This window comes from Ruegeria sp. BHSA162 (assembly GCF_059613385.1).
Window position 1 is genome coordinate 16981 of the sequence record NZ_JBXWSK010000007.1, and the last position, 25387, is coordinate 42367.

At 61.1% G+C, this 25387-nt stretch carries 26 protein-coding genes and 1 riboswitch; of the genes, 18 read left to right on the top strand and 8 right to left on the bottom strand.

Translation table 11 applies throughout. The features are described 5' to 3' along the window. Positions 1 to 11 precede the first annotated feature (11 nt). The 6 genes from AC2FM5_RS04075 to cmk all read left to right on the top strand — a co-directional run bounded on the left by AC2FM5_RS04075 (position 12) and on the right by cmk (position 6543). Positions 12 to 896 (top strand): hemolysin family protein, encoded by an 885-nt coding sequence (locus AC2FM5_RS04075; RefSeq protein WP_170340440.1) that lies wholly within the window; start codon positions 12 to 14, stop codon positions 894 to 896. After that, entirely contained in the window at positions 893 to 2398 is a 1506-nt protein-coding gene (gene lnt / locus AC2FM5_RS04080) for an apolipoprotein N-acyltransferase (RefSeq protein WP_496734048.1), read from the top strand. The genes AC2FM5_RS04075 and lnt overlap by 4 nt, the downstream gene beginning before the upstream one ends. A gap of 42 nt (positions 2399 to 2440) precedes the next feature. Then, a riboswitch (SAM-SAH riboswitch) is annotated at positions 2441 to 2489 on the top strand. A gap of 5 nt (positions 2490 to 2494) precedes the next feature. Further along, positions 2495 to 3676, top strand: coding sequence for a methionine adenosyltransferase (gene metK, locus AC2FM5_RS04085; RefSeq protein ID WP_170434363.1), 1182 nt, complete (start codon positions 2495 to 2497; stop codon positions 3674 to 3676). A 127-nt stretch (positions 3677 to 3803) separates the two neighbouring features. Next, complete coding sequence (trmB, locus tag AC2FM5_RS04090) at positions 3804 to 4514, top strand: tRNA (guanosine(46)-N7)-methyltransferase TrmB (RefSeq protein ID WP_496734050.1); 711 nt, start codon at positions 3804 to 3806, stop codon at positions 4512 to 4514. Positions 4515 to 4582: 68 nt separating this feature from the next. Next, positions 4583 to 5929, top strand: coding sequence for a 3-phosphoshikimate 1-carboxyvinyltransferase (gene aroA, locus AC2FM5_RS04095; RefSeq protein WP_496734052.1), 1347 nt, complete (start codon positions 4583 to 4585; stop codon positions 5927 to 5929). Then, positions 5926 to 6543 (top strand): (d)CMP kinase, encoded by a 618-nt coding sequence (cmk, locus tag AC2FM5_RS04100; RefSeq protein WP_496734054.1) that lies wholly within the window; start codon positions 5926 to 5928, stop codon positions 6541 to 6543. The genes aroA and cmk overlap by 4 nt, the downstream gene beginning before the upstream one ends. Positions 6544 to 6573: 30 nt before the next feature. Here the strand turns inward: cmk and AC2FM5_RS04105 are convergent, their stop codons facing one another. Then, positions 6574 to 7053 (bottom strand): YHS domain-containing (seleno)protein, encoded by a 480-nt coding sequence (locus AC2FM5_RS04105; protein ID WP_170357085.1) that lies wholly within the window; start codon positions 7051 to 7053, stop codon positions 6574 to 6576. 216 nt (positions 7054 to 7269) lie between these two features. Between AC2FM5_RS04105 and AC2FM5_RS04110 the strand changes: the two genes are divergently transcribed. The 9 genes from AC2FM5_RS04110 (at position 7270) to trpB (ending at position 15385) form a co-directional block, all read left to right on the top strand. Then, positions 7270 to 7785, top strand: a complete 516-nt coding sequence (locus tag AC2FM5_RS04110; RefSeq protein ID WP_170365353.1) for a hypothetical protein — start codon at positions 7270 to 7272, stop codon at positions 7783 to 7785. A gap of 239 nt (positions 7786 to 8024) precedes the next feature. Further along, positions 8025 to 9710 (top strand): tryptophan halogenase family protein, encoded by a 1686-nt coding sequence (locus tag AC2FM5_RS04115; RefSeq protein WP_170339897.1) that lies wholly within the window; start codon positions 8025 to 8027, stop codon positions 9708 to 9710. Positions 9711 to 9914: 204 nt separating this feature from the next. After that, a complete protein-coding gene (locus AC2FM5_RS04120; protein WP_244952315.1) occupies positions 9915 to 10172 on the top strand; it encodes a DUF6525 family protein in 258 nt (85 codons plus the stop codon). 271 nt (positions 10173 to 10443) lie between these two features. Next, positions 10444 to 12120, top strand: coding sequence for a 30S ribosomal protein S1 (rpsA, locus tag AC2FM5_RS04125; RefSeq protein ID WP_170340458.1), 1677 nt, complete (start codon positions 10444 to 10446; stop codon positions 12118 to 12120). Between the two features lie 272 nt (positions 12121 to 12392). Continuing rightward, entirely contained in the window at positions 12393 to 12677 is a 285-nt protein-coding gene (ihfB, locus tag AC2FM5_RS04130; protein WP_050603110.1) for an integration host factor subunit beta, read from the top strand. Positions 12678 to 12684: 7 nt separating this feature from the next. Further along, positions 12685 to 13035 carry a lipopolysaccharide assembly protein LapA domain-containing protein gene (locus AC2FM5_RS04135; RefSeq protein ID WP_496734058.1) on the top strand — a complete coding sequence of 117 codons (351 nt, stop codon included), beginning with the start codon at positions 12685 to 12687 and terminating at the stop codon, positions 13033 to 13035. 6 nt (positions 13036 to 13041) lie between these two features. After that, positions 13042 to 13686, top strand: coding sequence for a phosphoribosylanthranilate isomerase (locus AC2FM5_RS04140; protein WP_170365358.1), 645 nt, complete (start codon positions 13042 to 13044; stop codon positions 13684 to 13686). 48 nt (positions 13687 to 13734) lie between these two features. Then, positions 13735 to 14070: a hypothetical protein gene (locus AC2FM5_RS04145; RefSeq protein ID WP_170357088.1), complete on the top strand. Its 336-nt coding sequence runs from the start codon at positions 13735 to 13737 to the stop codon at positions 14068 to 14070. A 67-nt stretch (positions 14071 to 14137) separates the two neighbouring features. Next, a complete protein-coding gene (gene trpB / locus AC2FM5_RS04150) occupies positions 14138 to 15385 on the top strand; it encodes a tryptophan synthase subunit beta (RefSeq protein ID WP_170339902.1) in 1248 nt (415 codons plus the stop codon). A 61-nt stretch (positions 15386 to 15446) separates the two neighbouring features. Here the strand turns inward: trpB and AC2FM5_RS04155 are convergent, their stop codons facing one another. The 7 genes from AC2FM5_RS04155 to AC2FM5_RS04185 all read right to left on the bottom strand — a co-directional run bounded on the left by AC2FM5_RS04155 (position 15447) and on the right by AC2FM5_RS04185 (position 21345). Continuing rightward, the gene (locus tag AC2FM5_RS04155; protein WP_170357089.1) at positions 15447 to 15827 is read right to left on the bottom strand and encodes a DUF2237 family protein; all 381 of its coding nucleotides are present in this window, start codon (positions 15825 to 15827) and stop codon (positions 15447 to 15449) included. A 9-nt stretch (positions 15828 to 15836) separates the two neighbouring features. Continuing rightward, complete coding sequence (locus AC2FM5_RS04160) at positions 15837 to 17000, bottom strand: serine hydrolase domain-containing protein (protein ID WP_496734061.1); 1164 nt, start codon at positions 16998 to 17000, stop codon at positions 15837 to 15839. A 78-nt stretch (positions 17001 to 17078) separates the two neighbouring features. Beyond that, positions 17079 to 17765, bottom strand: a complete 687-nt coding sequence (pth, locus tag AC2FM5_RS04165; protein ID WP_170436376.1) for an aminoacyl-tRNA hydrolase — start codon at positions 17763 to 17765, stop codon at positions 17079 to 17081. Between the two features lie 132 nt (positions 17766 to 17897). Continuing rightward, complete coding sequence (locus AC2FM5_RS04170) at positions 17898 to 18554, bottom strand: 50S ribosomal protein L25/general stress protein Ctc (protein ID WP_170441573.1); 657 nt, start codon at positions 18552 to 18554, stop codon at positions 17898 to 17900. Positions 18555 to 18664: 110 nt separating this feature from the next. Further along, entirely contained in the window at positions 18665 to 19831 is a 1167-nt protein-coding gene (locus tag AC2FM5_RS04175; RefSeq protein WP_496734064.1) for an alpha-hydroxy acid oxidase, read from the bottom strand. Positions 19832 to 19989: 158 nt separating this feature from the next. Further along, a complete protein-coding gene (trpA, locus tag AC2FM5_RS04180) occupies positions 19990 to 20781 on the bottom strand; it encodes a tryptophan synthase subunit alpha (protein ID WP_496734066.1) in 792 nt (263 codons plus the stop codon). A gap of 78 nt (positions 20782 to 20859) precedes the next feature. Next, positions 20860 to 21345, bottom strand: a complete 486-nt coding sequence (locus AC2FM5_RS04185; RefSeq protein WP_496734067.1) for an acyloxyacyl hydrolase — start codon at positions 21343 to 21345, stop codon at positions 20860 to 20862. Positions 21346 to 21541: 196 nt separating this feature from the next. On the opposite strand from AC2FM5_RS04185, the gene ychF reads away from it, so the two are divergent. The 3 genes from ychF (at position 21542) to AC2FM5_RS04200 (ending at position 25382) form a co-directional block, all read left to right on the top strand. Next, entirely contained in the window at positions 21542 to 22639 is a 1098-nt protein-coding gene (ychF, locus tag AC2FM5_RS04190) for a redox-regulated ATPase YchF (protein WP_170357094.1), read from the top strand. 73 nt (positions 22640 to 22712) lie between these two features. After that, positions 22713 to 23594, top strand: a complete 882-nt coding sequence (locus AC2FM5_RS04195) for a LysR family transcriptional regulator (RefSeq protein ID WP_170357095.1) — start codon at positions 22713 to 22715, stop codon at positions 23592 to 23594. An 84-nt stretch (positions 23595 to 23678) separates the two neighbouring features. Beyond that, complete coding sequence (locus tag AC2FM5_RS04200; RefSeq protein ID WP_496734070.1) at positions 23679 to 25382, top strand: NAD(P)H-dependent oxidoreductase subunit E; 1704 nt, start codon at positions 23679 to 23681, stop codon at positions 25380 to 25382. The last annotated feature ends 5 nt before the right edge of the window (positions 25383 to 25387 follow it).

Here is a 25387-nt window from a genome sequence, read left to right on the forward strand (position 1 = left end):
GGAACAGGAAAATGGGCGATATTGACGGCAGTTCTGGAGCGGCGCAGAGCGCGCACTCGCAGAGCAGCGATGAAACCAAAGAGAAAAGCGGGCTTTTCTCTCGTATTCTTGATGCTTTTTCTTCCGCCGAGGATGACGCCGAAGTCGTCGTGAACGGGAATGAGGCCGTGACCCCTCAGCCACGCGGCATGATCAATCTGCGGCGCATGCGGATCGAGGATGTGGCAATTCCTTCCGCCGACATCGTGTCCGTGCCTTCGACCATCACCAAAGAGGAACTGGCCCAGGTCTTCCGGGATAGCGGTCTGTCCCGAATACCGGTCTACGAGGGGACGCTGGACACGCCGCTGGGCTTTGTTCACCTCAAGGATTTTGCCCTGACGCATGGGTTCAACGGTGGATCGGCGGAATTCGATCTGATCTCGATGCTCCGCCCGTTGCTGTTTGTCCCGCCTTCGATGCCGATCGGTGTTTTGCTGACCAAGATGCAGACCGAGCGTCGCCACATGGCGTTGGTGATCGATGAATATGGTGGCGTCGACGGGCTTGTCACGATCGAAGATCTGATCGAACAGGTCGTCGGAGAAATCGCCGATGAGCATGACGCCGACGAAAATCAGCTGTGGGTGCAAGAAAAGCCCGGGTGCTATATCGTTCAGGCCAAGGCGCCGCTTGAGGACTTCGAGGCCGAAATCGGCCGGTCGCTGACCAGCCACGAGGATGTGGACGAGGAAGAGATCGAGACCCTGGGCGGGCTGGTCTTCATGCTTTCTGGGCGGGTTCCAGCTCGCGGTGAGGTGGTTTTGCACCCCGAAGGCCCCGAGTTCGAGGTTATCGACGCGGATCCGCGGCGCATCAAGCGCCTGCGGGTGATGCTGCCGGATATGGCTGCATGAATCCTGCCTTGCGGTGGCCGCATTGGCTGCGCGTGGTACTGGCCGCGATACTCGGCGCGTTGGCGGCCTTTGGCTTGGCGCCGTATGGCTATTGGATAATCACCTGCATTGCGCTTGCATCCGTCGCGCCGTTGTTTCTGGCCAGTGCCACGCGCGCTCGCGCGGCATGGGTGGGCTGGGCTTTCGCAACCGGTTACTTCGCCAATGCCCTGAGCTGGATCATCGAGCCCTTTCAGATCGACGCTGAGCGTTATGCCTGGATGGCCCCTTTTGCGCTTGTGTTCATGGCTGCTGGCTTGGCCCTGTTCTGGGCGTTCGCTTTCTGGCTCGCGCGCGGAACCCGAGAGGTGGGGCCGCGGCAGGTCATCGTTCTGGCCCTTACCCTGTCGCTGGTTGAAATGGCACGCGGCTACGTTCTGACCGGGTTTCCTTGGGCGGGAATGGCACAGATTTGGGTGGATGCCCCGGCCGGGCAACTCCTGGCATGGGTTGGTCCATATGGCCTTGGGGCCGCGACCTTTTTGCTTGCCCTGCCGTTGGGCGCTGCCGTCGCCGGTCCTCGCAACGGCAACGCGTTACTTTGGCCCGTCGTGGCGGTTGTCATCTTTGCCGGTTTGGCGCTGGTTCAAGCCAGCAACCGCCCGAGGGTTGCAGAGAGCGGTCACATCGTTCGTCTGGTCCAGCCCAACGCGCCGCAAGAGCAGAAATGGGATCCGTCTTTTGCCCCGCTGTTTTTTGCTCGACAGATTGAATTCACTGCCGCCGAACCGCGCCCCGACCTGATCGTGTGGCCCGAGACGTCGGTTCCGGCGTGGCTGGGAAGTGCGGGTCCCTATCTGGAAGCGATTGCCGAGGCTGCTCAGGGAACGCCCGTCATCCTAGGTATCCAACGCGGAGACGGGCCGCGCATCTACAACTCGATGATCTACCTCGACGAGCAGGGGCGTCAGACCGGCCTGTACGACAAGCATCATCTGGTGCCCTTCGGCGAGTATGTCCCCTTTGGCGATCTGATGGAAAGGTTCGGAATACACGGTATGGCCGCGACCACGGGAAGTGGCTTCAGCGCCGGGCCCGGAGCGGCGATGCTGAACGCCGGCGAGCTGGGTCTGGCGCTGCCGCTGATCTGCTACGAGGCGATCTTTCCGCAGGATGTCTCGGCGGCACCGCAACGCCCGGATTTCCTTCTGCAGATAACCAATGATGCCTGGTTCGGGACCCGTACAGGACCATTCCAGCATCTGGCGCAGGCAAGGATGCGGGCCATCGAACAGGGTCTGCCGCTGGCGCGGTCGGCAAATACCGGTGTTTCGGCGATGGTCGATCCCTATGGCAACGTAATCGCCTCCCTGCCTTTGGGTCAGGCGGGTTTCGTGGATGCTAACCTTCCGGCGCCATTGCCTCCGACACTGTATGCGCGAACCGGCGACGGGCCGACGCTTGGGCTATTGTTGGTGCTTCTGCTGCTGTTTGGGCGCAACGTTCGGTTTGGCAGTGCATAATTATCGATTGACCCCCTGTTTCTTCGGGCGTATCCCGTCGAATGCCTGTCACAACGGCTTCCTGGCGTGACGGGGAAATCTTAATGGAGCGCTTTCATGTCCCGACAGAACTACATTTTCACTTCGGAATCCGTTTCCGAAGGGCATCCCGACAAGGTGTGCGACCGAATTTCAGATGCGGTCCTGGATGCCTTTCTGAACGAAGAGCCCGAAGCGCGTGTCGCGTGCGAAACATTTGCCACCACTGATCGGGTGGTCATCGGCGGCGAGGTCGGTCTGTCGGATCAGGAAAAACTGCACGACTACATGGGCAAGATCGAAGAGATCGCCCGCGCTTGCATAAAGGACATCGGATACGAGCAGGACAAGTTCCACCACGAAACGGTCGAGGTGACGAACCTGCTGCACGAACAGTCCGCGCACATCGCCCAAGGGGTCGATGCGTCTGCTGACAAGGATGAAGGCGCCGGTGACCAGGGCATCATGTTTGGATATGCCACTACCGAAACCCCAGCCCTGATGCCGGCTCCGATCCAATATGCACACGCCATCCTGCGCCGTCTGGCTGAGGTGCGCAAGAGCGGGTCTGAGCCCGCTCTGGGTCCCGATGCCAAATCGCAGCTGTCGGTGATCTACCGTGACGGGCGGCCAGTCGGTGTCAGTTCGGTCGTGCTGTCCACCCAGCATCTGGATGAGGCGCTGACCTCGGACGATATTCGCCAGATCGTCGAGCCCTACATCCGCGAATCTCTGCCCGATGGCTGGCTGAGCGACCAGACGGAATGGCATGTGAACCCTACCGGCAAGTTCGTCATCGGCGGCCCGGACGGGGATGCTGGTCTGACCGGACGCAAGATCATCGTCGACACATATGGCGGTGCGGCCCCGCACGGCGGCGGGGCGTTCTCGGGCAAGGACCCGACCAAGGTCGACCGGTCGGCGGCCTATGCCGCGCGGTATCTGGCGAAGAACGTCGTGGCCGCCGGCATGGCCGAGCGTTGCACGATCCAGCTGAGCTATGCGATCGGCGTTTCCAAGCCGCTTTCGATCTACGCTGACACCCACGGCACCGGACAGGTTGCCGACGCCGAGATCGAGAAGGCGGTCGGACAGGTGATGGACCTGACCCCGCGCGGCATCCGCGAACACCTGCAGCTGAACAAGCCGATCTACCAGCGCACGGCGGCCTATGGGCACTTCGGGCGCGAGCCGGATGCGGACGGCGGCTTCAGCTGGGAACGGACCGATCTGGTTGAGGCCTTGAAAAAGGCTGTCTGAGCCAGCACCGGGAAATCAAACACGGCAAGGCGCGTCCGATGTGGCGCGCCTTTTTCGTTTCGAAGGTCGCCCCTCCGGCACGGCCCTCCCCTTGCAACGCAAACCCCACCGCAGTAAGGGCACCGGCATGAGCACCCAGTCACCCGAACGCCCCCGCAGAAACTTCTATGGCCGCTTCAAGGGCAAGACCCTGAAGCCCAGCCAAAAGACCTATCTGTCCGAGGACCTGGCCGCCCTGTCGCCGGGCGCGGTGGATTGGGACAGCAACCCCGACCGCACCCCGATCGACCTGGACCCGCTGTTCGGCGGCAAGCCGGTATGGCTTGAGGTCGGGTTCGGCGGTGGTGAGCATCTGGTGCATCAGGCGCAGCAGAACCCCGATATCGGCATCATAGGGGCCGAGCCGTTCATCAACGGCGTGGCCATGCTATTGGGCAAGATCCGCCGGGCCGAAGTGACCAACCTGGCGGTACATCCCGGCGATGTGCGCGACCTGTTCGACGTGCTGCCCGATGCCAGTATCTCGCGCGCGTTTCTGCTCTATCCCGATCCGTGGCCCAAAAAGCGGCACCACCGCCGCCGCTTCGTGACGCCCGAGCATCTGGACCCGCTGGCGCGTGTGCTGAAACCCGGCGCGATTTTCCGCGTGGCGACCGACATCCCGGACTATGTCCGCCAGACGCTCGAGGAGGTGCCCCGCGCCGGTTTCGAATGGCTGGCCGAGGGCCCCGAGGATTGGCGCGAGCCGTGGGACGACTGGATTTCTACCCGCTACGAGCAGAAGGCCCTGCGTGAAGGCCGCACGCCGCACTACCTGACCTTCCGCCGCAACGGGTGATTGCGGCTGGACGCTGCGGCGCCAATTCGCTAATCGGCAGGGGCACTGATAGCGCAAAAGGAGCCCTCATGTCCGGACACGGCACGCCCATCCCGATGACCTCGCATCCCTGCGGCCCGCTGACCGGCACAGCCGAAGTGCCGGGCGACAAGTCGATTTCGCACCGCTCTCTGATCCTTGGGGCGATGGCCGTGGGCGAGACCCGGATCTCGGGCCTGCTGGAAGGCGAAGACGTTCTGGACACCGCCAAGGCGATGCGCGCCTTCGGGGCCGAGGTGATCTCGCACGGGAATGGCGAATGGACGGTGCATGGCGTCGGCGTGGGCGGTTTTGCCGAGCCGGATCATGTGATCGACTGCGGCAACTCGGGCACGGGCGTGCGCCTGATCATGGGCGCGATGGCGACCAGCCCGATCAGCGCGACCTTCACCGGCGACGCCAGCCTGAACAAACGCCCGATGGCGCGGGTGACGGATCCGCTGGCCCTGTTCGGGGCACAGGCCGTGGGCCGCTCGGGCGGGCGCCTGCCCATGACCATCGTCGGCGCGACCGATCCGGTGCCGGTCTGGTACGAAGTGCCGGTGCCCTCGGCCCAGGTGAAATCCGCCGTTCTGCTGGCCGGCCTGAACGCGCCCGGCAAGACCGTGGTGATCGAGAAGGAAGCCACCCGTGACCATTCCGAACGAATGCTGGCCGGGTTCGGCGCCGAAATCACCGTCGAGGACACCGACGAAGGCCGGGTCATCACACTAACCGGACGGCCCGAGTTGAAACCGCAGGTGATCGCCGTGCCGCGAGACCCCTCCAGCGCGGCCTTCCCGGTCTGTGCGGCGCTGATCACGCCGGGATCGGACGTTTTGGTGCCGGGCATCGGCCTGAACCCCACGCGCGCCGGCCTGTTCACCACATTGCGCGAGATGGGTGCCGATCTGACCTATGAGAATATGCGCGAAGAAGGCGGCGAGCCGGTCGCCGACCTGCGCGCGCGATATTCGCCCGACATGAAGGGCATCGACGTTCCGCCCGAACGCGCAGCCTCGATGATCGACGAATACCCGGTGCTGTCGGTGGTTGCGGCCAACGCCACCGGTAAGACGATGATGGGCGGCGTCAAGGAACTGCGCGTCAAGGAAAGCGACCGCATCGACGCTATGGCGCGTGGCTTGCGGGCCAACGGCGTCACGGTTGACGAGGGCGATGACTGGTGGTCGGTCGACGGGCTGGGCATCGGCGGCGTTCCCGGCGGCGGCACCTGCGAAAGCTTTCTGGACCATCGCATCGCCATGTCGTTCATGGTGATGGGCATGGGCGCGCAACAGGCGGTCTCGGTCGATGACGGCAGCCCCATCGCGACCTCGTTCCCGATCTTCGAGCCGCTGATGAAGGGCCTTGGCGCCAAGGTCGAACGCACATGAGCTTTACCGTCGCCATCGACGGCCCGGCCGCTGCGGGCAAGGGCACGATCTCCAAGGCTGTGGCTGCGCATTTCGGGCTGGCGCATCTGGATACGGGGCTGCTGTATCGCGCGGTCGGCCGGCGCACGCTGGACGGCACCGACCCGGTCGAGGCGGCGCGGTCCCTCACGGCCGAGGAGTTGGAGCAGGGCGACCTGCGGACCGCCGAGATCGCGCAGGCGGCGTCGAAAGTGGCCGTGATCCCCGAGGTGCGCGCAGCTCTGGTCGATTTCCAGCGCAGCTTTGCCCGGCGGGCCGGCGGCGCGGTGCTGGACGGGCGGGACATCGGCACGGTGATCTGCCCCGAGGCCGAGGTGAAGTTGTTCGTCACCGCCAGCCCTGAAGTGCGCGCCGAGCGACGCTATCTGGAGCTGGCAGACAAAGGTGCGGAAATAACGCGCGCGCAGGTTCTGGCCGATGTCCGCGAGCGCGACGCGCGGGACGCCGAGCGCAGCACGGCCCCGATGAAACCGGCCGACGATGCCGTAATTCTGGACACTTCGAACCTGAGCATCGAGGCCGCGCTGGAAAAGGCGGTCGCGGTTGTTCAAGGAAAGCTGCCCGCGGCAAGGTGAGACCGCGGACAGCGCTTGGCGACAGTCCGATTACAGTTCGCCGACCGCAATCGACTTGATATTCGCCCACTGGTCATCCGCGGTCTTGGCGGTGCCGGACACGTCTTCGAGGAACTTGGCGCGAGTTGCCGCGTTCAGAAACAGGTACAGCTTGCCATCGGCCAGCAGGTACTGATCCGGATCGCCATCGAACTTCTTGCCCACGGAAACACCATACGAGCAGAAGCCGCCGTGCTGCGGCAGGTATGCTTCGGGGTTGGCCTCGAAAGCTTCGCGGTTCTCGGCCGAGGTGAAGTAGTATGACGCGCCGTCATAGGTGGCCGAATGCGTGGCGAACCCTTCGACCGGGTTGCCGTCGGTGACCAGCGCAACCAGATCGACCCCGTGAGCAGCCAGCGGTGCACCGCCGGCCGAGATCCCGTTCGAAACATTGATCTCATCCGCCGCAAAAGCCGGTGCGGCGATCATCGGCAGGACGGCGACAAGGGCGCTGAGTACAACAGATTTCATTGTGTGTTCCTTTCGTGTTCAGTTGTGGCCGGCACTCGCGCCGACCCGTGTTGAACAGATAAATGCGGGCGTGCGGACGCGTAATCGCAGGGCGAACGAAAAACCTTGCAGATCGTTCGCACTTGCCGAGAGTCTGCCAAACCGGCTCACCAAGCTGTGTTTGGCCAGTTGATCAGTCCCCGCTTAGGCTGAACGCGTCTATGGTGGAGAGAACGGATGATCCGATTTGCCTTGATTTGGGTTTTGTTGGCCGGCCATGCGTTGGCACAGGAAGCCGAGCCACCGATGACCTACGAGAGACTGGGCAAGATCATCTTTGCTCTCGACCCCGATGCCGAGCCGCAGGGTCCGGGCTTTACCATGACGATTTCCGATGTGCCGGTGCTGGTTGTTACTGATGTGCATGCAGACCGGATGCGGGCGATGGTTGCGATCAGCGGCACCTCAGAGCTTTCGGCCGAAGACTTGCAGCGCATGATGCAGGCCAATTTCGACAGCACGCTGGACGCGCGCTATGCGATCGCCAACGGAACCTTGTGGGCCGTGTTCATCCACCCGCTGTCACGGCTGAACAAGGATCAACTGATCTCGGGCCTGGCGCAGACCGTCAATATCGCTCGGACCTATGGCACTCTCTATTCCGGGGGTGCGGCCGAGTTCGGCGGTGGCGACAGCCATGATCTGCAACGCGAACTGATCGACGATCTTCTGAAGAAAGGCGAGGACATCTGAGGTTGCCTCGAAAGGCTCATCCATCATCGCTGGCCGTTCAGTGCAAGGGAAGCAGGTCGTGACCATGCGTTGCTTTGGCAAAGGCGCCCGTTTGGGCCCACTTGATGCCGCCATTGGCCCTAGCTGGATGCCTGAAAGCTGCTATAGTTTCCCTCAGCGATAAGGGGAGGTCGCCACCGAGGCCCGGCAAAACGGGCAGGCGGCCGCATAATCCTCACAGCCAACAGGGACAGAACAACATGAATAATCGTTTGCAAAAAATCACCATCGTGGGTGGCGGTACGGCCGGCTGGATGACGGCGCTGCTACTCGAGATGGTGTTTTCGCGCACGTCAGCACCCAAGGACCGTCCGCGGATCTGCCTGATCGAAAGCCCGAACATCGCCACGGTCGGCGTTGGTGAAGCGACCGTGCCACGTATGCCAGTCACGCTCCGTCAGGCTGGAATTTCCGAGCGAGACTTTTTCCGCGAAACCAATGCTTCGTTCAAGCTGGGCGTCAAATTCTGCAACTGGAACAAGGACGCAAAGGGAAAGCGCATCGACTACGTGAACCCATTTGCCCATGGCCAGATGCTGGAGGGCCTCGAGGCTGCCGAATACTTCCTTCGGTTTGGCAACGGGGACCGGGATTTCACTCAGTCCATCTCGCCGCATGATGATCTGGCCCGGCTGTGCAAGGGCGCGCGGCTTCTGGGGCAACCCGAATTCGAGCAGCGGTTTGGCTATGCCTATCACCTGGACGCCGTAAAATTCGCAGGCATGCTGACCAGGGTCTGTACGCAGCGTGGCGTCGAACATATCCGCGATGAGGTGCAGTCGGTCGAGTTGAATGAACAGGGTAATGTCAGCCATCTGATGCTTGAGCGTGCAGGACGCCACGATATTGAAATGGTCGTGGACTGCACCGGTTTCCGCGGCCTGATCATCAATCAGGCACTGGGCGAGCCGTTCATGGATTATTCGGACTATCTGCCGAACGACCGTGCCATGGCGTTGCAGATCGAGCACCCCAATCCGCGGAAGATCGAAAGCGTCACGCGGTCGACTGCACTTGGCGCTGGTTGGACATGGCGCGTGCCTCTCTACAACCGGGTGGGCACGGGATACGTGTATTCATCCGCGCACCGGACGGATGATCAAGCGGCGGACGAATATCTGGAGTGGCTGGGTGACAGCGGCAAAGGCGCGACGCCGCGGGTGATCCCCATGCGGATCGGGCGCGTTCGCAATGCGTGGGTGAAGAACTGCGTTGCAATCGGGCTGGCCGGTGGGTTCATCGAGCCGCTTGAAAGCACTGCGATCCATATGGTCGACCATGCTGTGCGCTGGTTCGCCGAGCATTTGCCGACCCGCGATATCGAACCCTCATTGAGGGACAGGTACAATCGTCAGATGAACAAGCTCTATGACGAAGTGCTGGATTTCATTTGCCTGCATTACAAGCTGAACAATCGCACCGATGATCAATACTGGATCGACGCGCGGACCGAGATGAAGGTGCCGGACAGGCTTGCTGAAAACCTCGAGCTTTGGAAGAACCGCCTTCCGATGCAGCACGATGTCGAGTTTGCAACGCTGTTTGACCATCGCGTCTATCAGACGGTTCTGCTGGGCAAGCAGGTCTATGACACGGGGTATGGCACAGGAATTCGTGATCGCATTCGACCATTGCGGAAGGACATCTGGTTCCAATGGTGGAAGGGCGCGAAAGTGGACCTTGCGCAGATCCTGAAAGCGATGCCGGATCACAAAACCCTTCTGCGCGACATTCGCGGAGAGCTCAAGCAACCCACCTTTGCGATGGCCAAGGCGGCACAGCCGACCGTTCCGATGCCGGGTGCCGCGCCCGAACCGGTGGTCATCCAGAACATGCCGAACCTGGCCGAGATTCAAAGCGGCAAGAAAGACCTGCAACTGTTCTAGGTCTCTCGGCTTCGGCTAATATTGAGAGCTTCGAAATGGTTGAGGGCAGGGTTGCAGAACCCTGCCTTTTTTGACCTCAATCCGGGGTTGCGCAACAAAAGTATGTTACGTAATAACATAACATACCAGTTGGGACGTTTCCCCAACCCAATCCGTCCGGTCCAGTTCCCGCTCTGAAAATTCGCATTGGTACAGTCGATGCCCATGACCAATCAAAGACGCAATCTGCGCAGCCGCCTGAACCGCCGGAGACGGCAACGCCCCGCGATGCAGGCCTATGACACCCTTCCGCCTCAGTTGCGTCAGTGGCTTGCGAATGCCTGTTTGCCGTGGAGTCCGAACTCGGCCCTCAAGATTTGGAAGGCAGCCGGTGGGGCAAAGGCCCCGGCCGACGCACTGGCGCGTTTGAATGCGATCGAGCAGGCCATGCTGCTGAGGGATGCCCGGATTTGGGAGGAGTAGCTGGCCCGGAAAACGCAAGCGGAATTCTGCGTCGGCTTGCAATATGGGCCTTTCTGCTTGCGCTGCGCCTAGAATCCGCCTATACGCGCGCTGTCTGAACAAGGGCGGTCAACGCCCGGGCGACGTATCTGAGCAGGGCCGGGTTTCCTCGGCCCTTTGTGTTTGTTTAGCCAGATGCGCACCGGGTCACGCCAGAGGACATCATGAAACAAGACCGGCGGAGACAACCGCTCGGCCAGCAAAAACGTTATGTAAAGGAAAACAACGCCACATGGCTAACGCATCCATGGAGGAATTCGAAGCCCTCCTGAACGAAAGCTTCGAAATGGACACCCCCGAAGAGGGTTCGGTTGTCAAAGGCAAGGTCATCGCGATCGAAGCGGGCCAGGCCATCATCGACGTAGGCTACAAGATGGAAGGCCGTGTCGATCTGAAAGAATTCGCAAATCCCGGCGAAGCTCCTGAAATCGCTGTTGGCGACGAGGTCGAAGTCTACCTGCGCGCCGCAGAAAACGCCCGTGGCGAAGCCGTCATCTCGCGCGAGATGGCCCGCCGTGAAGAGGCATGGGACCGTCTGGAAAAAGCATATGCCGACGACCAGCGCGTCGAAGGTGCTATCTTTGGTCGCGTCAAAGGTGGCTTCACCGTGGATCTCGGTGGCGCAGTTGCGTTCCTGCCCGGCAGCCAGGTTGACGTTCGCCCCGTGCGCGACGCTGGCCCGCTGATGGGTCTGAAGCAGCCGTTCCAGATCCTGAAAATGGACCGCCGCCGTGGCAACATCGTTGTCTCGCGTCGTGCAATCCTGGAAGAATCGCGTGCCGAACAGCGTGCCGAGGTCATCGGCAACCTGTCCGAAGGTCAGACCGTCGAGGGTGTCGTCAAGAACATCACCGAATACGGTGCATTCGTTGATCTGGGCGGCGTTGACGGCCTGCTGCACGTCACCGACATGGCATGGCGCCGTGTGAACCACCCGTCCGAGATCCTGACGATCGGCGAAACCATCAAGGTTCAGGTCATCAAGATCAACAAGGAAACCCACCGCATCAGCCTGGGCATGAAGCAGCTGCAGGAAGATCCGTGGGATCTGGTTGGCGCCAAGTACCCGCTGGGTTCGGTGCACAAGGGTCGCGTCACCAACATCACCGACTACGGCGCGTTCGTCGAGCTGGAGCCCGGTGTCGAAGGTCTGGTGCACGTGTCCGAGATGTCCTGGACCAAGAAAAACGTCCACCCCGGCAAGATCGTTTCGACCAGCCAGGAAGTCGATGTCATGGTTCTGGAAATCGACGGCGCCAAGCGTCGCGTGTCTCTGGGCCTCAAGCAGACCCAGCGCAACCCGTGGGAAGTGTTTGCAGAAACGCACCCCGAGGGCACGCAGGTCGAAGGCGAAGTCAAGAACATCACCGAATTCGGTCTGTTCATCGGCCTGGAAGGCGACATCGACGGCATGGTTCACCTGTCCGACCTGTCGTGGGACGAGCGTGGCGAAGATGCCATCCAGAACTACCGCAAGGGCGACGTCGTTCAGGCGGTTGTCTCGGAAGTTGACGTCGAAAAAGAGCGGATCTCGCTGTCGATCAAAGCCCTGGGCGGTGACAAGTTCGCCGAAGCCGTGGGCGGCGTGAAGCGTGGCTCGGTCATCACCGTCGAAGTGACCGCGATCGAAGATGGCGGCATCGAGGTGGAGTACGAAGGCATGAAGTCCTTCATCCGCCGTTCGGACCTGAGCCGAGACCGTGCCGAACAGCGCCCCGAGCGTTTCTCGGTCGGTGACAAGGTCGACGTCCGCGTCACCAACGTGGACAGCAAGACCCGCCGTCTGGGCCTGTCGATCAAGGCGCGCGAAATCGCCGAAGAGAAAGAGGCCGTGGAACAGTACGGTTCCTCCGACTCGGGTGCATCGCTGGGCGATATCCTTGGCGCAGCGCTGAAGTCCGGCGACTAAGCCAGACTTGCAGTTTTGAACACTCAGACGGCCCCGCTCATCCCGAGCGGGGCCGTTTCTTTTGCGAATCAATGTGTTCCGGTTTTGCGAGTTATTCGGTGATAGGTGCAGGCATGAACCGCCGGATTCGCGTCTCTACAGGCGAATTTCCGGTGCTTTCTTGGAAAATGCACCCCGGACACACAGAGTTTACATTCCACCCGGCACCGTTTTTTCCTATACTGACCAAACCAGTAGACGAGATGACACGGTGACCTGGGAGGGTAGCACGCATGATCCGTTCAGAACTGATTCAGAAAATCGCCGACGAAAATCCACATCTGTACCAACGTGATGTCGAGCGGATCGTGAATACCGTATTCGAGGAAGTCACAGACGCGATGGCGCGCGGTGACCGTGTCGAACTGCGGGGCTTCGGAGCTTTTTCGGTCAAGAAACGGGATGCGCGGGTCGGCCGGAACCCACGCACTGGCGAGACGGTTCAAGTCGAGGAAAAGTGCGTGCCGTTTTTCAAGACCGGCAAGTTGCTAAGGGATCGTTTGAACGGTAAAGCGTGATCTCATGATGCGCTACATTCGATACGGTTTTCTTGCGGTCCTGGGGATCGTCCTTGTCTCGGTCTCGTTGGCCAATCGCCAGATGGTTCAGTTGCAGTTGATGCCGGACGCCTTGTCTGACTTGCTTGGCTTCAATCTGGCCACTTCGCTGCCGTTGTTTCTTGTAGTTCTTGTCGGGATTGTGGCCGGCCTTGTCATCGGTTTTCTGTGGGAATGGCTGCGTGAGCACAAGCACCGAAAGGACGCCACCGTCAAAAAGACCGAGGTCAAGAAGCTCGAGCGCGAGGTCAAGAAGCTCAAGAAGAAGCAGAACGAAGGCCAGGACGATGTGCTTGCCCTTCTGGACGAGGCCAGCTGAGAGCCGATGTCTTCCGAGATCAGCGTAAAAATATGCGGCTTGACCGCACCCGAGCATGTGCGTGCCGCCGTTGAAGCAGGTGCGCGTTACATTGGGTTCAATTTCTTTCCCAAGTCTCCACGCTATGCACCGATTGCCCAGGCAGCGGCGCTGGCCAGTGACGTGCCGGTCGGCGTAGCCAAGGTGGCATTGGCGGTGAACTTCAGCGACGCGCAGTTGGATGAAATCGTCGCGGGGGTTCCACTGGACATGCTGCAGCTGCATGGCGCCGAAAGCCCCGAGCGCGTGGCCGAGGTCAAATCACGCTACGGCTTGCCGGTGATCAAGGCGATTGGAGTGGCGGAAGCCGAGGATTTGGCCGCAATAGACCTGTATTCGGACGTGGCCGATCAGTTGTTGGTTGACGCCAAACCGCCGAAGAACTCTGAGCTACCCGGCGGCAACGGTTTGCCTTTTGACTGGCGTCTGCTCGCCGGTCGCAAATACTGGCGGACGCCGTGGATGCTGTCGGGGGGGCTCAACCCGGACAACGTAGCCGAGGCGATCCGTATGACCGGTGCAAAGCAGGTGGACGTGGCATCGGGCGTGGAAAGCGCCCCGGGTGTCAAGGATCCGGGCCTGATCCGCTCATTTATTGAAGCGGCACGGTGATCTGACCGGAACGCGCCTGCGTATTCTTCTCAAAGGGGAGGATGCGGGATGCTGGCTGCAATCGGCGCGGTTTCACTGAAGCGATGGTACCATGGGCCCGAGTTTTTCTGGCGCGCGGGCAAGGCCTTGCGCCAGGCCAAGGGCGATCCCTTGTGCCTCCATGCCGAGGTGTTTTCGCATGAGGGCGCGTATTTCTCGCTCAGCGTTTGGCACGACGTCGAAGCCATGCTGACCTTTGCCCAGTCGAACCCGCACCGAGGGGTGATGCAAGCTGCCCCACGTTTGACCAATACCTACCATTTCCGTCACTTTGCCTGCATCGCCATTCCGACCCGGGAACAGGCGCTGACTATCTGGATGAACGGCAGTACCGCGGCGGAATAGTGCGATTTGCGATGGCAAATCCCGCCGGCACCTCCTAATAACAACAGGCACGACGATGGAGACCACCATGGCCAATGATCTGTTCAATTCCTTCATGTCCGGCCCGGATGAAAACGGCCGCTTCGGCATTTTCGGCGGACGCTTCGTCAGCGAGACTCTGATGCCGTTGATCCTGTCGCTGGAGGAGGAATACGAGAAGGCCAAGACCGACCCGAGTTTCTGGGCCGAGATGGACGATCTGTGGGCCAACTACGTGGGCCGTCCGTCGCCCCTGTATCACGCCGAGCGCCTGACCGAACATCTGGGTGGCGCCAAGATCTATATGAAGCGCGACGAGTTGAACCACACCGGCGCGCACAAGATCAACAACGTGCTGGGCCAGATCATCTTGGCGCGCCGCATGGGAAAGACCCGGATCATCGCCGAGACCGGGGCAGGGCAGCACGGTGTCGCCACCGCGACGGTCTGCGCCAAGTTCGGTCTGAAATGCGTGGTCTACATGGGCGCACATGATGTCCAGCGGCAGGCGCCCAACGTGTTCCGCATGCGCTTGCTGGGGGCAGAGGTGATTCCGGTGACCTCGGGCCGCGGCACCCTGAAGGACGCGATGAACGACGCGCTGCGCGACTGGGTAACAAATGTGCGCGACACGTTCTATTGCATCGGTACGGTGGCCGGACCGCATCCGTACCCGGCGATGGTGCGCGACTTCCAATCGATCATCGGCAAGGAAGCCAAGGAACAGATGATGAAGGCCGAGGGTCGCTTGCCGGACACGATCATCGCGGCAATCGGTGGCGGCTCGAACGCCATGGGGCTGTTCTATCCCTTCCTCGACGACAAATCGGTCAACATCATCGGCGTCGAAGCGGGCGGCAAGGGCGTCAACGAAAAGATGGAGCATTGCGCCTCTCTCACCGGCGGCCGGCCGGGTGTTCTGCACGGCAACCGTACCTATCTGCTGCAGGACGACGACGGCCAGATCCTCGAGGGGTACTCGATTTCGGCCGGGCTCGACTATCCGGGCATTGGCCCCGAACACTCCTGGCTGCACGATATCGGGCGCGCGCAGTATGTCTCGGTCACCGACAAAGAGGCGCTTGAGGCGTTCCAGCTGTGCTGCGCGACCGAGGGGATCATCCCTGCGCTCGAACCCAGCCACGCGCTGGCGCATGTCATGAAGATCGCGCCGGAGCTGCCAAAGGATCACATCATCTGCATGAACATGTGCGGACGTGGCGACAAGGATGTGCAAACAGTCGCCAAGTATCTGAACTTCGACATGTCTGATACCGAGGGTCGCGACGCAACCTGAGGGCTGCGCAAAGAACAAGACCCGGCACGCTTCAACCATGCCGGGTTTTTTTATTCCCGGTTCACTGTTCGGAGTCTGCGCGGTGGCTGGTCAGAACGTGCAGCGGCACGATTTCCAGTGCGCGCTGATGAGTCGCCTCAAGATGAACCTTTGGCGCACAGCCCTCATCATGGGCCTGCATGAACCGCGCGGCACACAGGCACCAGCTGTCGCCAGGTTTCAGGCCCGGGAAATCGAATTCGGGCCGTGGCGTGCTCAGGTCGTTGCCGACATATTTTGAATAGGCCAGAAACTCGGCCGTCATCACAGCGCAGACCGTGTGGCTGCCGCGATCCTCAGGGCAGGTGTTGCAGGCCCCGTCGCGGAAAAAACCGGTCAGGGGCTTTCGTGAACACGGAGCCAGCACGCCGCCCAGAACATTTATGCTGTCCTGCTTTTGCATGCAGCCACCTTACAGGCTTTGCGCGATCTTGCGGAACATTTCGATGTTCTGCTCATTAACACCGGGCTCGCGGAACTTCCGATCAGCGCCCGTGGCTACGATCAGCACGCCGCGCGACTGGTCGAAATACATGTACTGGCCATAAACACCGCGTGCCAGAAACTCACCGTCATGGGCGCCAACGGGGATCCACCACTGATATCCGTAGCCGATCTTTCCGGGTTCGGTCGGCGCGCTTGGCAAGGTGGATTCCTTGATCCAGTCGGCCGGAACGATCTGGCGCCCATCGCGCACGCCGTTCTGCAGGATCATTTGGCCAAAGCGGGCGTAATCCCGCGTCGTGAAATTCAAGCCACCCAGAACAAAGGCGACGCCTGCGCCGTCGGTGATATAGTATCCGTCCCGCTCAAGACCGAGGTGCTGCAGGATCTTTTCGTCTAGCAATGCGGCGACGCTTTGACCCGTCGCCCCTCGGATCACCATTCCAATGACATGGGTATCGATGGAAACATACTGCCAGGTCTCGCCCGGTGCCGCGAAACTGTCCTTCAACGAGGCCGCAAAGTCATCCAACTCGCCCCCCAGGGCGACGACCCGACCCATACGGTTGATGTCGGATTTCGGGTCCAGATAGTCTTCGTCAAAGGTTACACCGCTGGCCATGTTCAGCACGTTGCGGATCGTGGCTGTTTCATAGGCGCTGCCCTGCAGCTTGGGGGCATATTTGATGACCGGATCATCCAGCGAGGCTATGGCGCCCTCCTTAAGAAGGATGCCGAACAGAGCGGACAAATAGCTTTTGGCCATCGACCACGAGATCCGGCGGTCCTCCGGCGATGTGCTCAGAAAATACTCCTCGAACCGGATCTGCCCGTCCTGCATCACCAGCAGGGATGTGACGGCGCGCTCTTCGATCCAGTCTTGCGTCTCGGCGGGCAGGTCGAATTCAGCGCCATAGGGCAGGTCCCAGGTGGGACCATTCCCGCGAGGGAGGTCGACGGTCAGAAACGCCGCGTCCATGTGAGAGAAATTCTGAACGATCTTTTCTTCGGAAAACAGAGAGTTCACCGCCAGAAGGCGCTGGATTTCCTCGCGCTTCCAGAAACCGACAACTGCAGCGGCCAAGACCAGCGTCAGGACGATTCGCAGCAGCCACTTCAGACCTGTTTTCATGATTTTCCTCCCGTTTGGCGGCATTGGATCGTGATGACGGAAATTCTGCAATTGCTACGTTGCGGAAGGTCTTTGCCGCTATCGGAACTTGTCCAACAGCTTCTGCATCGCCGTGCGGTCATCGGGCGTTTGCGTCTCGGCTTGCGGGGCAGGAGAGGTCTTGGTTTCGGATTTGGGCGTCGTGGTGGAACTGCGCGGTGGCGCTGTTCGCAGCGCCACGGCGTTCATGAACTTGGCCGCATCGCCCGCAGCCAGATGGACCGCCCCGTCTGCAACACCTTGCAGAACATCGTCCAGCCAGTCGGCGTCGGCCTTGGCGAAATCGCCCAGAACATAGGGCGAAACCAGCTCTTTGCGTCCGGGATGGCCGATCCCCAGCCGGACACGGTCATACGCGGCACCGATATGGTCGTGGATCGACCGCAGGCCGTTATGCCCGGCATGGCCGCCACCGGCCTTGGCGCGAACCTTCCCGGGTGCAAGGTCCAGTTCGTCATGGAAAACGGTCACATCGGTTGAGTCGAGCTTGAAGAACCGCATGGCCTCGCCGACCGATTGGCCCGAGCGGTTCATGAAGGTCATGGGTTTCAGCAGCAGGACCTTCTCTCGGCCCAGCATTCCTTCGGATATTTCACCCTGAAATTTCGAACGCCATGGCCCAAAGCCATGATCCCTGGCGATGGCATCCACCGCCATGAAACCGATATTGTGCCGGTTGCGGGCATACTTTGCGCCCGGATTGCCCAATCCGACAAACAGCTTCATCGCGAATTCCTTGTGCGTTTCGGTCCGGCGCAGAATTGCACGAGATGCCTTTCCAGTGCCAGCCGGTCGTTCAAAGAAAAACGGGGCCCTGGACGAGGCCCCGCTTCAAATTCCAATCCGAAGGATCCGGATTTATTCTTCGTCTTTGCCTACGACTTCAACTTCGTCGGCTGCGACTTCCTCTGCACCTTCGACTTCTTCATCGTCGCTGGACGCCAGGCCGGTCGGTGCCGAGATGTTCGCAATCACGAAATCACGGTCGATGGTCGGTTTGGTGCCGTTGGGCAGGTCAACCGACGAGATGGTGACAACGTCGTTGATTTCCAGACCGGTCAGATCGACGGTGATCTTTTCGGGGATGTCGCCGGCGGTGCAGACCAGCTCGACCTCGGGACGGACAACGGTCAGAACGCCGCCCTTCTTGATGCCGGGGGCCTCTTCCTCGTTGATGAACTCGACGGGGATGTACAGGGCGATCTTGGTGGTGCGACGCAGACGCATCAGGTCCAGGTGGGTCGGCAGGTCCTTGACGACATCACGCTGAACGTCGCGGCAGATGACGCGGACGTCTTCGTGGCCTTCGACCTTCAGGTTCCACAGGGTCGACTTGAAGCGGCCTGCCTTCAGGCGCTTGAACAGTTCGTTGAACGGAATCTGGATCGGCAGCGGGTCTTTCTCGCCACCAAATACGATGCCCGGAACCATGCCGTCGCGGCGTGCCTGACGAGCGGCGCCCTTGCCTGTCCCCGTCCGTTCCAGAGCTACGAGATCAGGAATCTCACCAGCCATGATAAATCTCCAATGTTAGGGCAGGGTGCCTCCAAGGCTGTCACCCCGCGTGAAGCGGCGTCCTTAGACCGAATCCGGCCATTTGGAAAGGGGTAAAAACGAATTCCGCGTCATTCCTGCCAGCGGCCGCAGAAGTCCTGCGGGACAAGCAGGTTGTGCGGCCCCAGATCGGCCACGTTGCGTTCGCCGCACAGGGCCATGGTGGTGTCCAGTTCCTTCTGGATCACCTCCAGCGCGGTGGTCACGCCCTTTTGGCCCATCGCGCCCAGCCCGTAGACGAATGCGCGCCCGATATAGGTGCCCTTGGCCCCCAGCGCCAGCGCCTTGAGCACGTCCTGCCCCGAGCGGATGCCGCTGTCGAGATGCACTTCGACGTCGCCGGCCACCGCATCCATGATCCGTGGCAGCATCCGGATCGAGCTGAGCGCGCCATCCAACTGCCGCCCGCCGTGGTTCGACACCACGATGGCGTCGGCGCCCAACTTGGCCGCCATCTTGGCGTCTTCGGGGTCCAGGATGCCCTTCAGGATCACCTTGCCGCCCCATTGCTCCATCAGTTTCTCGATCTTCTTCCAGTCGAGGCTGGGATCGAACTGCTCGGCGGTCCACGCGCCCAGCGATGAGGCGTCCGAGATGCCCTCGACATGGCCCACGATATTGCCGAACTCGCGCCGTTTCGCGCCCAGCATCTCGATGCCCCAGGCCCATTTCGTCATCAGGTTGGCGATGGTTTTGGCCGTCAGTTTCGGCGGGGCCGACAGGCCGTTCTTCAGGTCCTTGTGCCGTTGGCCGAGGATCTGCAGATCCAGGGTGATGACCAGGGCCGAGCATTTGGCATCCCTGGCGCGCTGGATCAGGCGGCGGACGTAATCTTCGTCCTTCATGGTGTACAGCTGGAACCAGAACGGCGCGCCGGTATGCTCGGCCACATCCTCGATCGAGTTGATCGACATGGTCGACAGCGTGAAGGGCACGCCGAAATCCAGCGCGGCCTTGGCGGCCTTCATTTCACCATCCGCATGCTGCATCCCGGTCAGGCCCACGGGTGCAAGGGCCACCGGCATGGCAAAGTCCTGTCCAATCATCTGCGACGCGGTCGAGCGGCCGGACATGTCCACCGCAACCTTCTGGCGCAGGCGGATGTCGTGGAAGTCCGAGCTGTTGTCGCGGAAGGTCTGCTCGGTCCAGCTGCCGCTTTCGGCATAGTCATAGAACATCCGGGGCACCCGGCGTTCATAGATGCGTTTCAGGTCGTCGATATTGGTAATGACAGGCATGGCCGCGCCCTTCTGCAGATTGGTTAGGTTTCTTTACCAATTCTTCCGCCGCGGCGCAACGGCCAGTTGCGCATGTGGTCAGGTGGGTCAAAGGCGCAAAGAAAAACCGCCGCAGGCGTGCGGCCTGCAGCGGTTGCAATCCGTTTGGGATTTTGACCTCAGGCGCTGTGGGCGCCGTCTGCCAGCGATTTCACGAAGTCCAGAACCTCGGCCACGGGTTTGCCGGCGGCGATCTGACTGACAATGGCCGAGCCGACGACCGCCCCGTCAGCAACGCTGGCGATGGCACGTGATTTCTCGGGCGTATTGATGCCGAACCCCACGATCACCGGAAGATCAGTCGCCGCCATGATGCGCGCGACCTCGGGGCCGACATCGGTTGCCTCGGCTTCGGCCGCGCCGGTGATGCCGGTGATCGAGACGTAATAAACAAAGCCCGATGTGTTCTGCAGCACCCGCGGCAGGCGCTTGTCATCCGTGGTTGGCGTGGCCAGCCGGATGAAGTTCAGACCGGCCGCCTGCGCGGGCAGGCACAGTTCTTCATCTTCTTCGGGTGGCAGGTCGACGACGATCAGGCCGTCGATGCCGGCCTCTTTGGCGTCGGCAAGGAACTTGTCCACGCCGCGGCTGTAGATCGGGTTGTAATAGCCCATCAGTACGATCGGGGTGGTGTCATCGGTTTCCCGGAATGCCTTGGCCAGATCCAGCGTGCGCTGCAGCGTCATGCCACCGTCCAGCGCCCTTTGACCAGCCGCCTGAATGGTGGGGCCGTCCGCCATCGGATCGGTGAAGGGCAGGCCCAGTTCGATCACGTCCACGCCGGCCGCCGGCAGGCCCCGAACAATCTCAAGCGAGGTGTCATAGTCGGGATCCCCGGCCATGATATAGGCGACAAAGGCCTTCTTCCCCTCGGCTTTCAGGGCGGCGAACTTGGCGTCGATACGGGTCATGGACGATCCTTGCATACAGGTTTGGACCTGATGTGCAGAAACTTTGGCCGAAAATCAATCCCGTCCTGAGCGGTGGGGTCAGAAGTTCAGGTGATACCGCAGCAAGAGCGCGTTCACGCCGGGGTTTTCCTCTTGCGTGCTGGCGTTCGATTTGTGGGTCACGGCCAGCGATACGTCATTGCCGTTGTTCAACGTATAGCCCAGCCCGAAAAGGCTTCGGATTTCGAAGCTCCCGCCCAAATCGTTCAATTCGTTGGCTTCGCTGTAGAATCCCGGCATCACGCTACCTTCCACAAACCATCTGTCGGCAAAGGAATAGACCCCGATCACCCCGGCGCCGATATGTGTGTTTCCATCCTCGTCCACCGACAGCGCGGCCCCCAGCGCAGCGCTGAAGCGGGTGGCCTCGTGAAATGGCCGGTGCTGGTATTCGAGGGAAAAGATCGCCTGGTCAATCGAACTGCTGTCGGAATAGTCGGCGTAGCCGGCGCCGAAAATCACCGACTGCGCCTGCGCGGCTGTTGAAAAAGCCAGAAAAGCGGTGCTTGAAAGGAGGTTTTTCATGGGGATATTCGCTGTTGATATTCGTTACAAAGTTAAAGTTTGACACTATTCTCTCGTATTCAATGTCAACAAGCACACGTTTTCCCTACATTTTCGTGATGTTGCAGTTTGGACTCAAGGCCAGCAGCCGCAGGTGCCTTGCGCATTGCACCGGACCCGCATAGAAGCAGCCCGCGAATGGCATCAGGAGGCCGTCATGGGCTTTAAAATGGGTATCGTGGGTCTGCCGAATGTCGGCAAGTCGACCCTGTTCAACGCGCTGACCAAGACCGCGGCCGCGCAGGCGGCGAATTTCCCTTTCTGCACGATCGAACCCAATGTGGGTGACGTGGCCGTTCCCGATGCGCGTCTGGACAAGTTGGCTGCGATCGCTAAGTCGAAGCAGATCATCCCGACCCGGATGACCTTCGTGGATATTGCAGGCCTGGTCAAAGGCGCTTCAAAAGGTGAGGGGCTGGGGAACCAGTTTCTGGCCAACATTCGCGAAACCGATGCCATCGCTCATGTGCTGCGCTGTTTCGAGGATGGCGATGTGACCCATGTCGAAGGCAAGGTCGATCCGGTGGCCGATGCCGAGACCATCGAAACCGAACTGATGCTGGCCGATCTGGAAAGCATCGAAAAGCGTCGCGCCAACCTCGTGCGCAAGCTCAAGGGCAACGACAAGGAGGCGCAGCAGCAGGATCGGTTGCTGGCCACCGCGCAAGAGATGCTGGAAAGCGGCAAACCCGCCCGTTTGGTCGAGGTGTCTGACGAGGATGCAAAAGCCTGGAAGATGCTGCAGTTGCTGACCACCAAGCCGGTCCTGTATGTCTGCAATGTCTCGGAAGAAGACGCTGCCGAAGGCAATGAATATTCCGCGCGTGTGGCCGAGATGGCCGCGGCGCAGGGCAATGCCCATGTCATCATCAGCGCCAAGATCGAAGAAGAGATCAGTCTGCTGGAGCCTGAAGAGGCGCAGATGTTCCTCGAAGAGATGGGGCTCGAAGAACCGGGCCTCGATCGGCTGATCCGTGCGGGGTACGACCTGCTCAAACTGGAAACCTATTTCACGGTCGGCCCGAAAGAGGCCCGCGCCTGGACCATTCGCAGGGGTACTGCAGCGCCTCAGGCGGCCGGTGTCATCCACGGGGACTTTGAAAAGGGTTTCATCCGCGCCGAGACCATTGCCTATGATGACTTCGTGGCGTGCAATGGCGAACAGGGTGCCAAAGAGGCCGGCAAGATGCGTGCAGAAGGCAAAAGCTATGTCGTCAAGGACGGCGACGTGATGCACTTCCTGTTCAACACCTGATCACGAAACAGCTTTTCTGGGCGGGCATTGGCGGTATCTTACGGTATCGCTCCAATCCGCCCGAGGCCCGCACGTGTTCGAAATCCGCGATCTGCAACTGCTCAGCGCCTTGGCGCGCCACCGCCATTTTGCCAAGGCGGCCGAGGAGTGCGGTATTTCGCAGCCCGCGTTCTCGATGCGTATCCGCAACCTCGAGGATCGGCTTGGCGTGTCCATCGTCCGCCGTGCGAACCGCTTTCAGGGCCTGACCGAAGAGGGCGAGATGATCGTCCGCCGCGCTCGCCGCATACTGGATGACGCCAAAGCGCTCGAGCAGGAGGTGCAGGCGATCAAGGGCGAGATCACCGGTACACTGATCCTGGGCGTGATCCCGACCGCCATCGCGTTTACTGGCCGCTTGGTCAAGCGGCTGCAGCAGGCGCATCCGCGTATCCTGTCGCGGATCGAGACGATGTCGGCCACGGCAATCCAGCACCGTCTGGACGAAGGCAGCCTGGATGCCGGGATCACCTATGGCGACAGCATCGGCACTGATCTGCGCTATGTGCAGCCTTTGTACGAGGAAACCTATGTTTTGCTCGTACCCGAGCATATGACGCAGGGCACGGGCCCGATCCCCTGGGCACGGGTGGCCGAGTTCCCGCTCAGCCTGCTGGAGCCCCAGATGCAGAACAGGCGCATCCTCGACAGGATATTTGCCGAACAGGGGTTGCATCCGCGTGTGGTGGCCGAAACCAGCGGATTTACTGCCTCGATGGTCATGGCGCGCGAAGGGCTGGCGGCGACGGTCGTGCCAAGGGTTCTGGTGCGGGCGCTCGGCGATTTGAAAGGCACGCGTGTCCTGCCTCTGGTTGATCCTGTGGTCAGCAAGCCGATCTGTCTGGCGACGCTGGCGCGGGATCCGGAATTGCCCACCGTTGGCGCATTGCGGCAGGTCGTGACGTCTTTGCGGTGATAAACTGTCGTTATCGTGCCATTGGTTTTTGCGATTTGACGATATGCTACTCTGATGAGAGACGAGGCTCGATCGGAGGGCATCATGGCACCATTGGATACCAAGCCATCAGGCGCGCCAAAGGGCGTCTGGAAGTCAGGTAAAGGCAAGGGGCGACACACGCCCAAGGGACGGCAATTCACCGACGAGGCGCAGGCCGAGATTCAGCGCCTGCTGGGCGACCGCCCGCGCCGCCGCGACCTGCTGATCGAGTTTCTGCATCTGATCCAGGACACGCACGGCCAAATCAGTTCCGACCACATCGCGGCGCTGGCGGTCGAGATGCGGATCGGGCAGGCCGAGATCTACGAGACCGCGACTTTCTATGCCCATTTCGACGTGGTGAAAGAGGGTGAAACTCCTCCCCCGGCCTTGACGATCCGCGTCTGCGATTCCCTGTCCTGTGAAATGGCAGGCGCGCAACAGCTGAAGAAGGCGCTGGAGGACGGGCTGGACCCGTCCGAAGTGCGCGTTCTGCGTGCTCCCTGCATGGGGCGCTGCGACACCGCGCCGGTGCTGGAAATCGGGCACAACCATATCGACCACGCGACCCCCGAAAAGGTACAGGCCGCCATCGCGGCCGGGGACACCCACGCCCATCTGCCCGACTATGAGACCTTTGCGACCTATGTCGAGAACGGCGGCTACACCAAACTGAAAGAACTGCGCGAAGGCGGCGACTGGGAGGCGGTTCAGGAACAGGTTCTGGCCTCGGGGCTGCGCGGCCTTGGCGGCGCCGGTTTCCCGTCGGGCAAGAAATGGGGCTTTGTCCGCATGAATGACGGCCCGCGCTATCTGGCCGTGAACGGAGACGAGGGCGAACCGGGTACCTTCAAGGATCGCTACTATCTGGAACGCACGCCGCATGTTTTTCTCGAAGGCATGCTGATCGCCGCCTGGGCGGTCGAGGCACAGACATGCTTCATCTACATGCGCGACGAATATCCGGCGGTGCTGGAAATCCTGCGGCGCGAGATTACTGCGCTGGAACAGGCTGGTATCGTCGAGAAAGGCTATGTCGACCTGCGCCGCGGCGCGGGCGCTTACATCTGCGGCGAAGAATCCGCGATGATCGAATCGATCGAGGGCAAAAAGGGTCTACCGCGTCACCGCCCGCCTTTCGTGGCGCAGGTCGGCGTATTCGGCCGCCCGACGCTGGTCCACAATGTCGAGACGCTCTACTGGGTGTCCAAGATCTGCCGGGAAGGCCCGGAAATCCTCAATTCAGTTGAAAAGAATGGCCGCAAGGGGCTGCGCAGCTACTCGGTCTCGGGCCGGGTGGCGAAACCCGGCGTTTACCTGCTGCCGGCAGGGTCCACCATTCTGGACGTGATTGATGCCGCCGGGGGCATGGCCGAGGGCGACGCCTTCAAGGCGTATCAACCGGGCGGGCCGTCTTCGGGCCTGCTGCCCGCGTCGATGGACGACATCCCGTTGGACTTCGACACTCTGCAAAGGCACGGCACCTTCATCGGGTCCGCCGCAGTGGTGGTCCTGTCCGATCAGGACACCGCGAGGGATGCTGCGCTGAACATGCTGCGATTCTTCGAGGACGAAAGCTGTGGCCAGTGCACGCCCTGCCGGGCGGGCTGCGAAAAGGCGGTCAAGCTGATGCAAACCGACAAGTGGGACACCGACCTGCTGGAGGACCTGTGCCAGGTGATGGGTGATGCCTCGATCTGCGGTCTGGGGCAGGCGGCCCCGAACCCGATCCGCCTGGTCATGAAACACTTCGCCAATGAGATCTGAGGGAG

Bases quoted from the DNA above. Each gene is read 5' to 3' on its own strand.
- AC2FM5_RS04075 (WP_170340440.1), top strand. From the start codon at position 12: ATGGGCGATATTGACGGCAGTTCTGGAGCGGCGCAGAGCGCGCACTCG.
- lnt (WP_496734048.1), top strand. From the start codon at position 893: ATGAATCCTGCCTTGCGGTGGCCGCATTGGCTGCGCGTGGTACTGGCC.
- metK (WP_170434363.1), top strand. From the start codon at position 2,495: ATGTCCCGACAGAACTACATTTTCACTTCGGAATCCGTTTCCGAAGGG.
- trmB (WP_496734050.1), top strand. From the start codon at position 3,804: ATGAGCACCCAGTCACCCGAACGCCCCCGCAGAAACTTCTATGGCCGC.
- aroA (WP_496734052.1), top strand. From the start codon at position 4,583: ATGTCCGGACACGGCACGCCCATCCCGATGACCTCGCATCCCTGCGGC.
- cmk (WP_496734054.1), top strand. From the start codon at position 5,926: ATGAGCTTTACCGTCGCCATCGACGGCCCGGCCGCTGCGGGCAAGGGC.
- AC2FM5_RS04105 (WP_170357085.1), bottom strand. From the start codon at position 7,053: ATGAAATCTGTTGTACTCAGCGCCCTTGTCGCCGTCCTGCCGATGATC.
- AC2FM5_RS04110 (WP_170365353.1), top strand. From the start codon at position 7,270: ATGATCCGATTTGCCTTGATTTGGGTTTTGTTGGCCGGCCATGCGTTG.
- AC2FM5_RS04115 (WP_170339897.1), top strand. From the start codon at position 8,025: ATGAATAATCGTTTGCAAAAAATCACCATCGTGGGTGGCGGTACGGCC.
- AC2FM5_RS04120 (WP_244952315.1), top strand. From the start codon at position 9,915: ATGACCAATCAAAGACGCAATCTGCGCAGCCGCCTGAACCGCCGGAGA.
- rpsA (WP_170340458.1), top strand. From the start codon at position 10,444: ATGGCTAACGCATCCATGGAGGAATTCGAAGCCCTCCTGAACGAAAGC.
- ihfB (WP_050603110.1), top strand. From the start codon at position 12,393: ATGATCCGTTCAGAACTGATTCAGAAAATCGCCGACGAAAATCCACAT.
- AC2FM5_RS04135 (WP_496734058.1), top strand. From the start codon at position 12,685: ATGCGCTACATTCGATACGGTTTTCTTGCGGTCCTGGGGATCGTCCTT.
- AC2FM5_RS04140 (WP_170365358.1), top strand. From the start codon at position 13,042: ATGTCTTCCGAGATCAGCGTAAAAATATGCGGCTTGACCGCACCCGAG.
- AC2FM5_RS04145 (WP_170357088.1), top strand. From the start codon at position 13,735: ATGCTGGCTGCAATCGGCGCGGTTTCACTGAAGCGATGGTACCATGGG.
- trpB (WP_170339902.1), top strand. From the start codon at position 14,138: ATGGCCAATGATCTGTTCAATTCCTTCATGTCCGGCCCGGATGAAAAC.
- AC2FM5_RS04155 (WP_170357089.1), bottom strand. From the start codon at position 15,827: ATGCAAAAGCAGGACAGCATAAATGTTCTGGGCGGCGTGCTGGCTCCG.
- AC2FM5_RS04160 (WP_496734061.1), bottom strand. From the start codon at position 17,000: ATGAAAACAGGTCTGAAGTGGCTGCTGCGAATCGTCCTGACGCTGGTC.
- pth (WP_170436376.1), bottom strand. From the start codon at position 17,765: ATGAAGCTGTTTGTCGGATTGGGCAATCCGGGCGCAAAGTATGCCCGC.
- AC2FM5_RS04170 (WP_170441573.1), bottom strand. From the start codon at position 18,554: ATGGCTGGTGAGATTCCTGATCTCGTAGCTCTGGAACGGACGGGGACA.
- AC2FM5_RS04175 (WP_496734064.1), bottom strand. From the start codon at position 19,831: ATGCCTGTCATTACCAATATCGACGACCTGAAACGCATCTATGAACGC.
- trpA (WP_496734066.1), bottom strand. From the start codon at position 20,781: ATGACCCGTATCGACGCCAAGTTCGCCGCCCTGAAAGCCGAGGGGAAG.
- AC2FM5_RS04185 (WP_496734067.1), bottom strand. From the start codon at position 21,345: ATGAAAAACCTCCTTTCAAGCACCGCTTTTCTGGCTTTTTCAACAGCC.
- ychF (WP_170357094.1), top strand. From the start codon at position 21,542: ATGGGCTTTAAAATGGGTATCGTGGGTCTGCCGAATGTCGGCAAGTCG.
- AC2FM5_RS04200 (WP_496734070.1), top strand. From the start codon at position 23,679: ATGGCACCATTGGATACCAAGCCATCAGGCGCGCCAAAGGGCGTCTGG.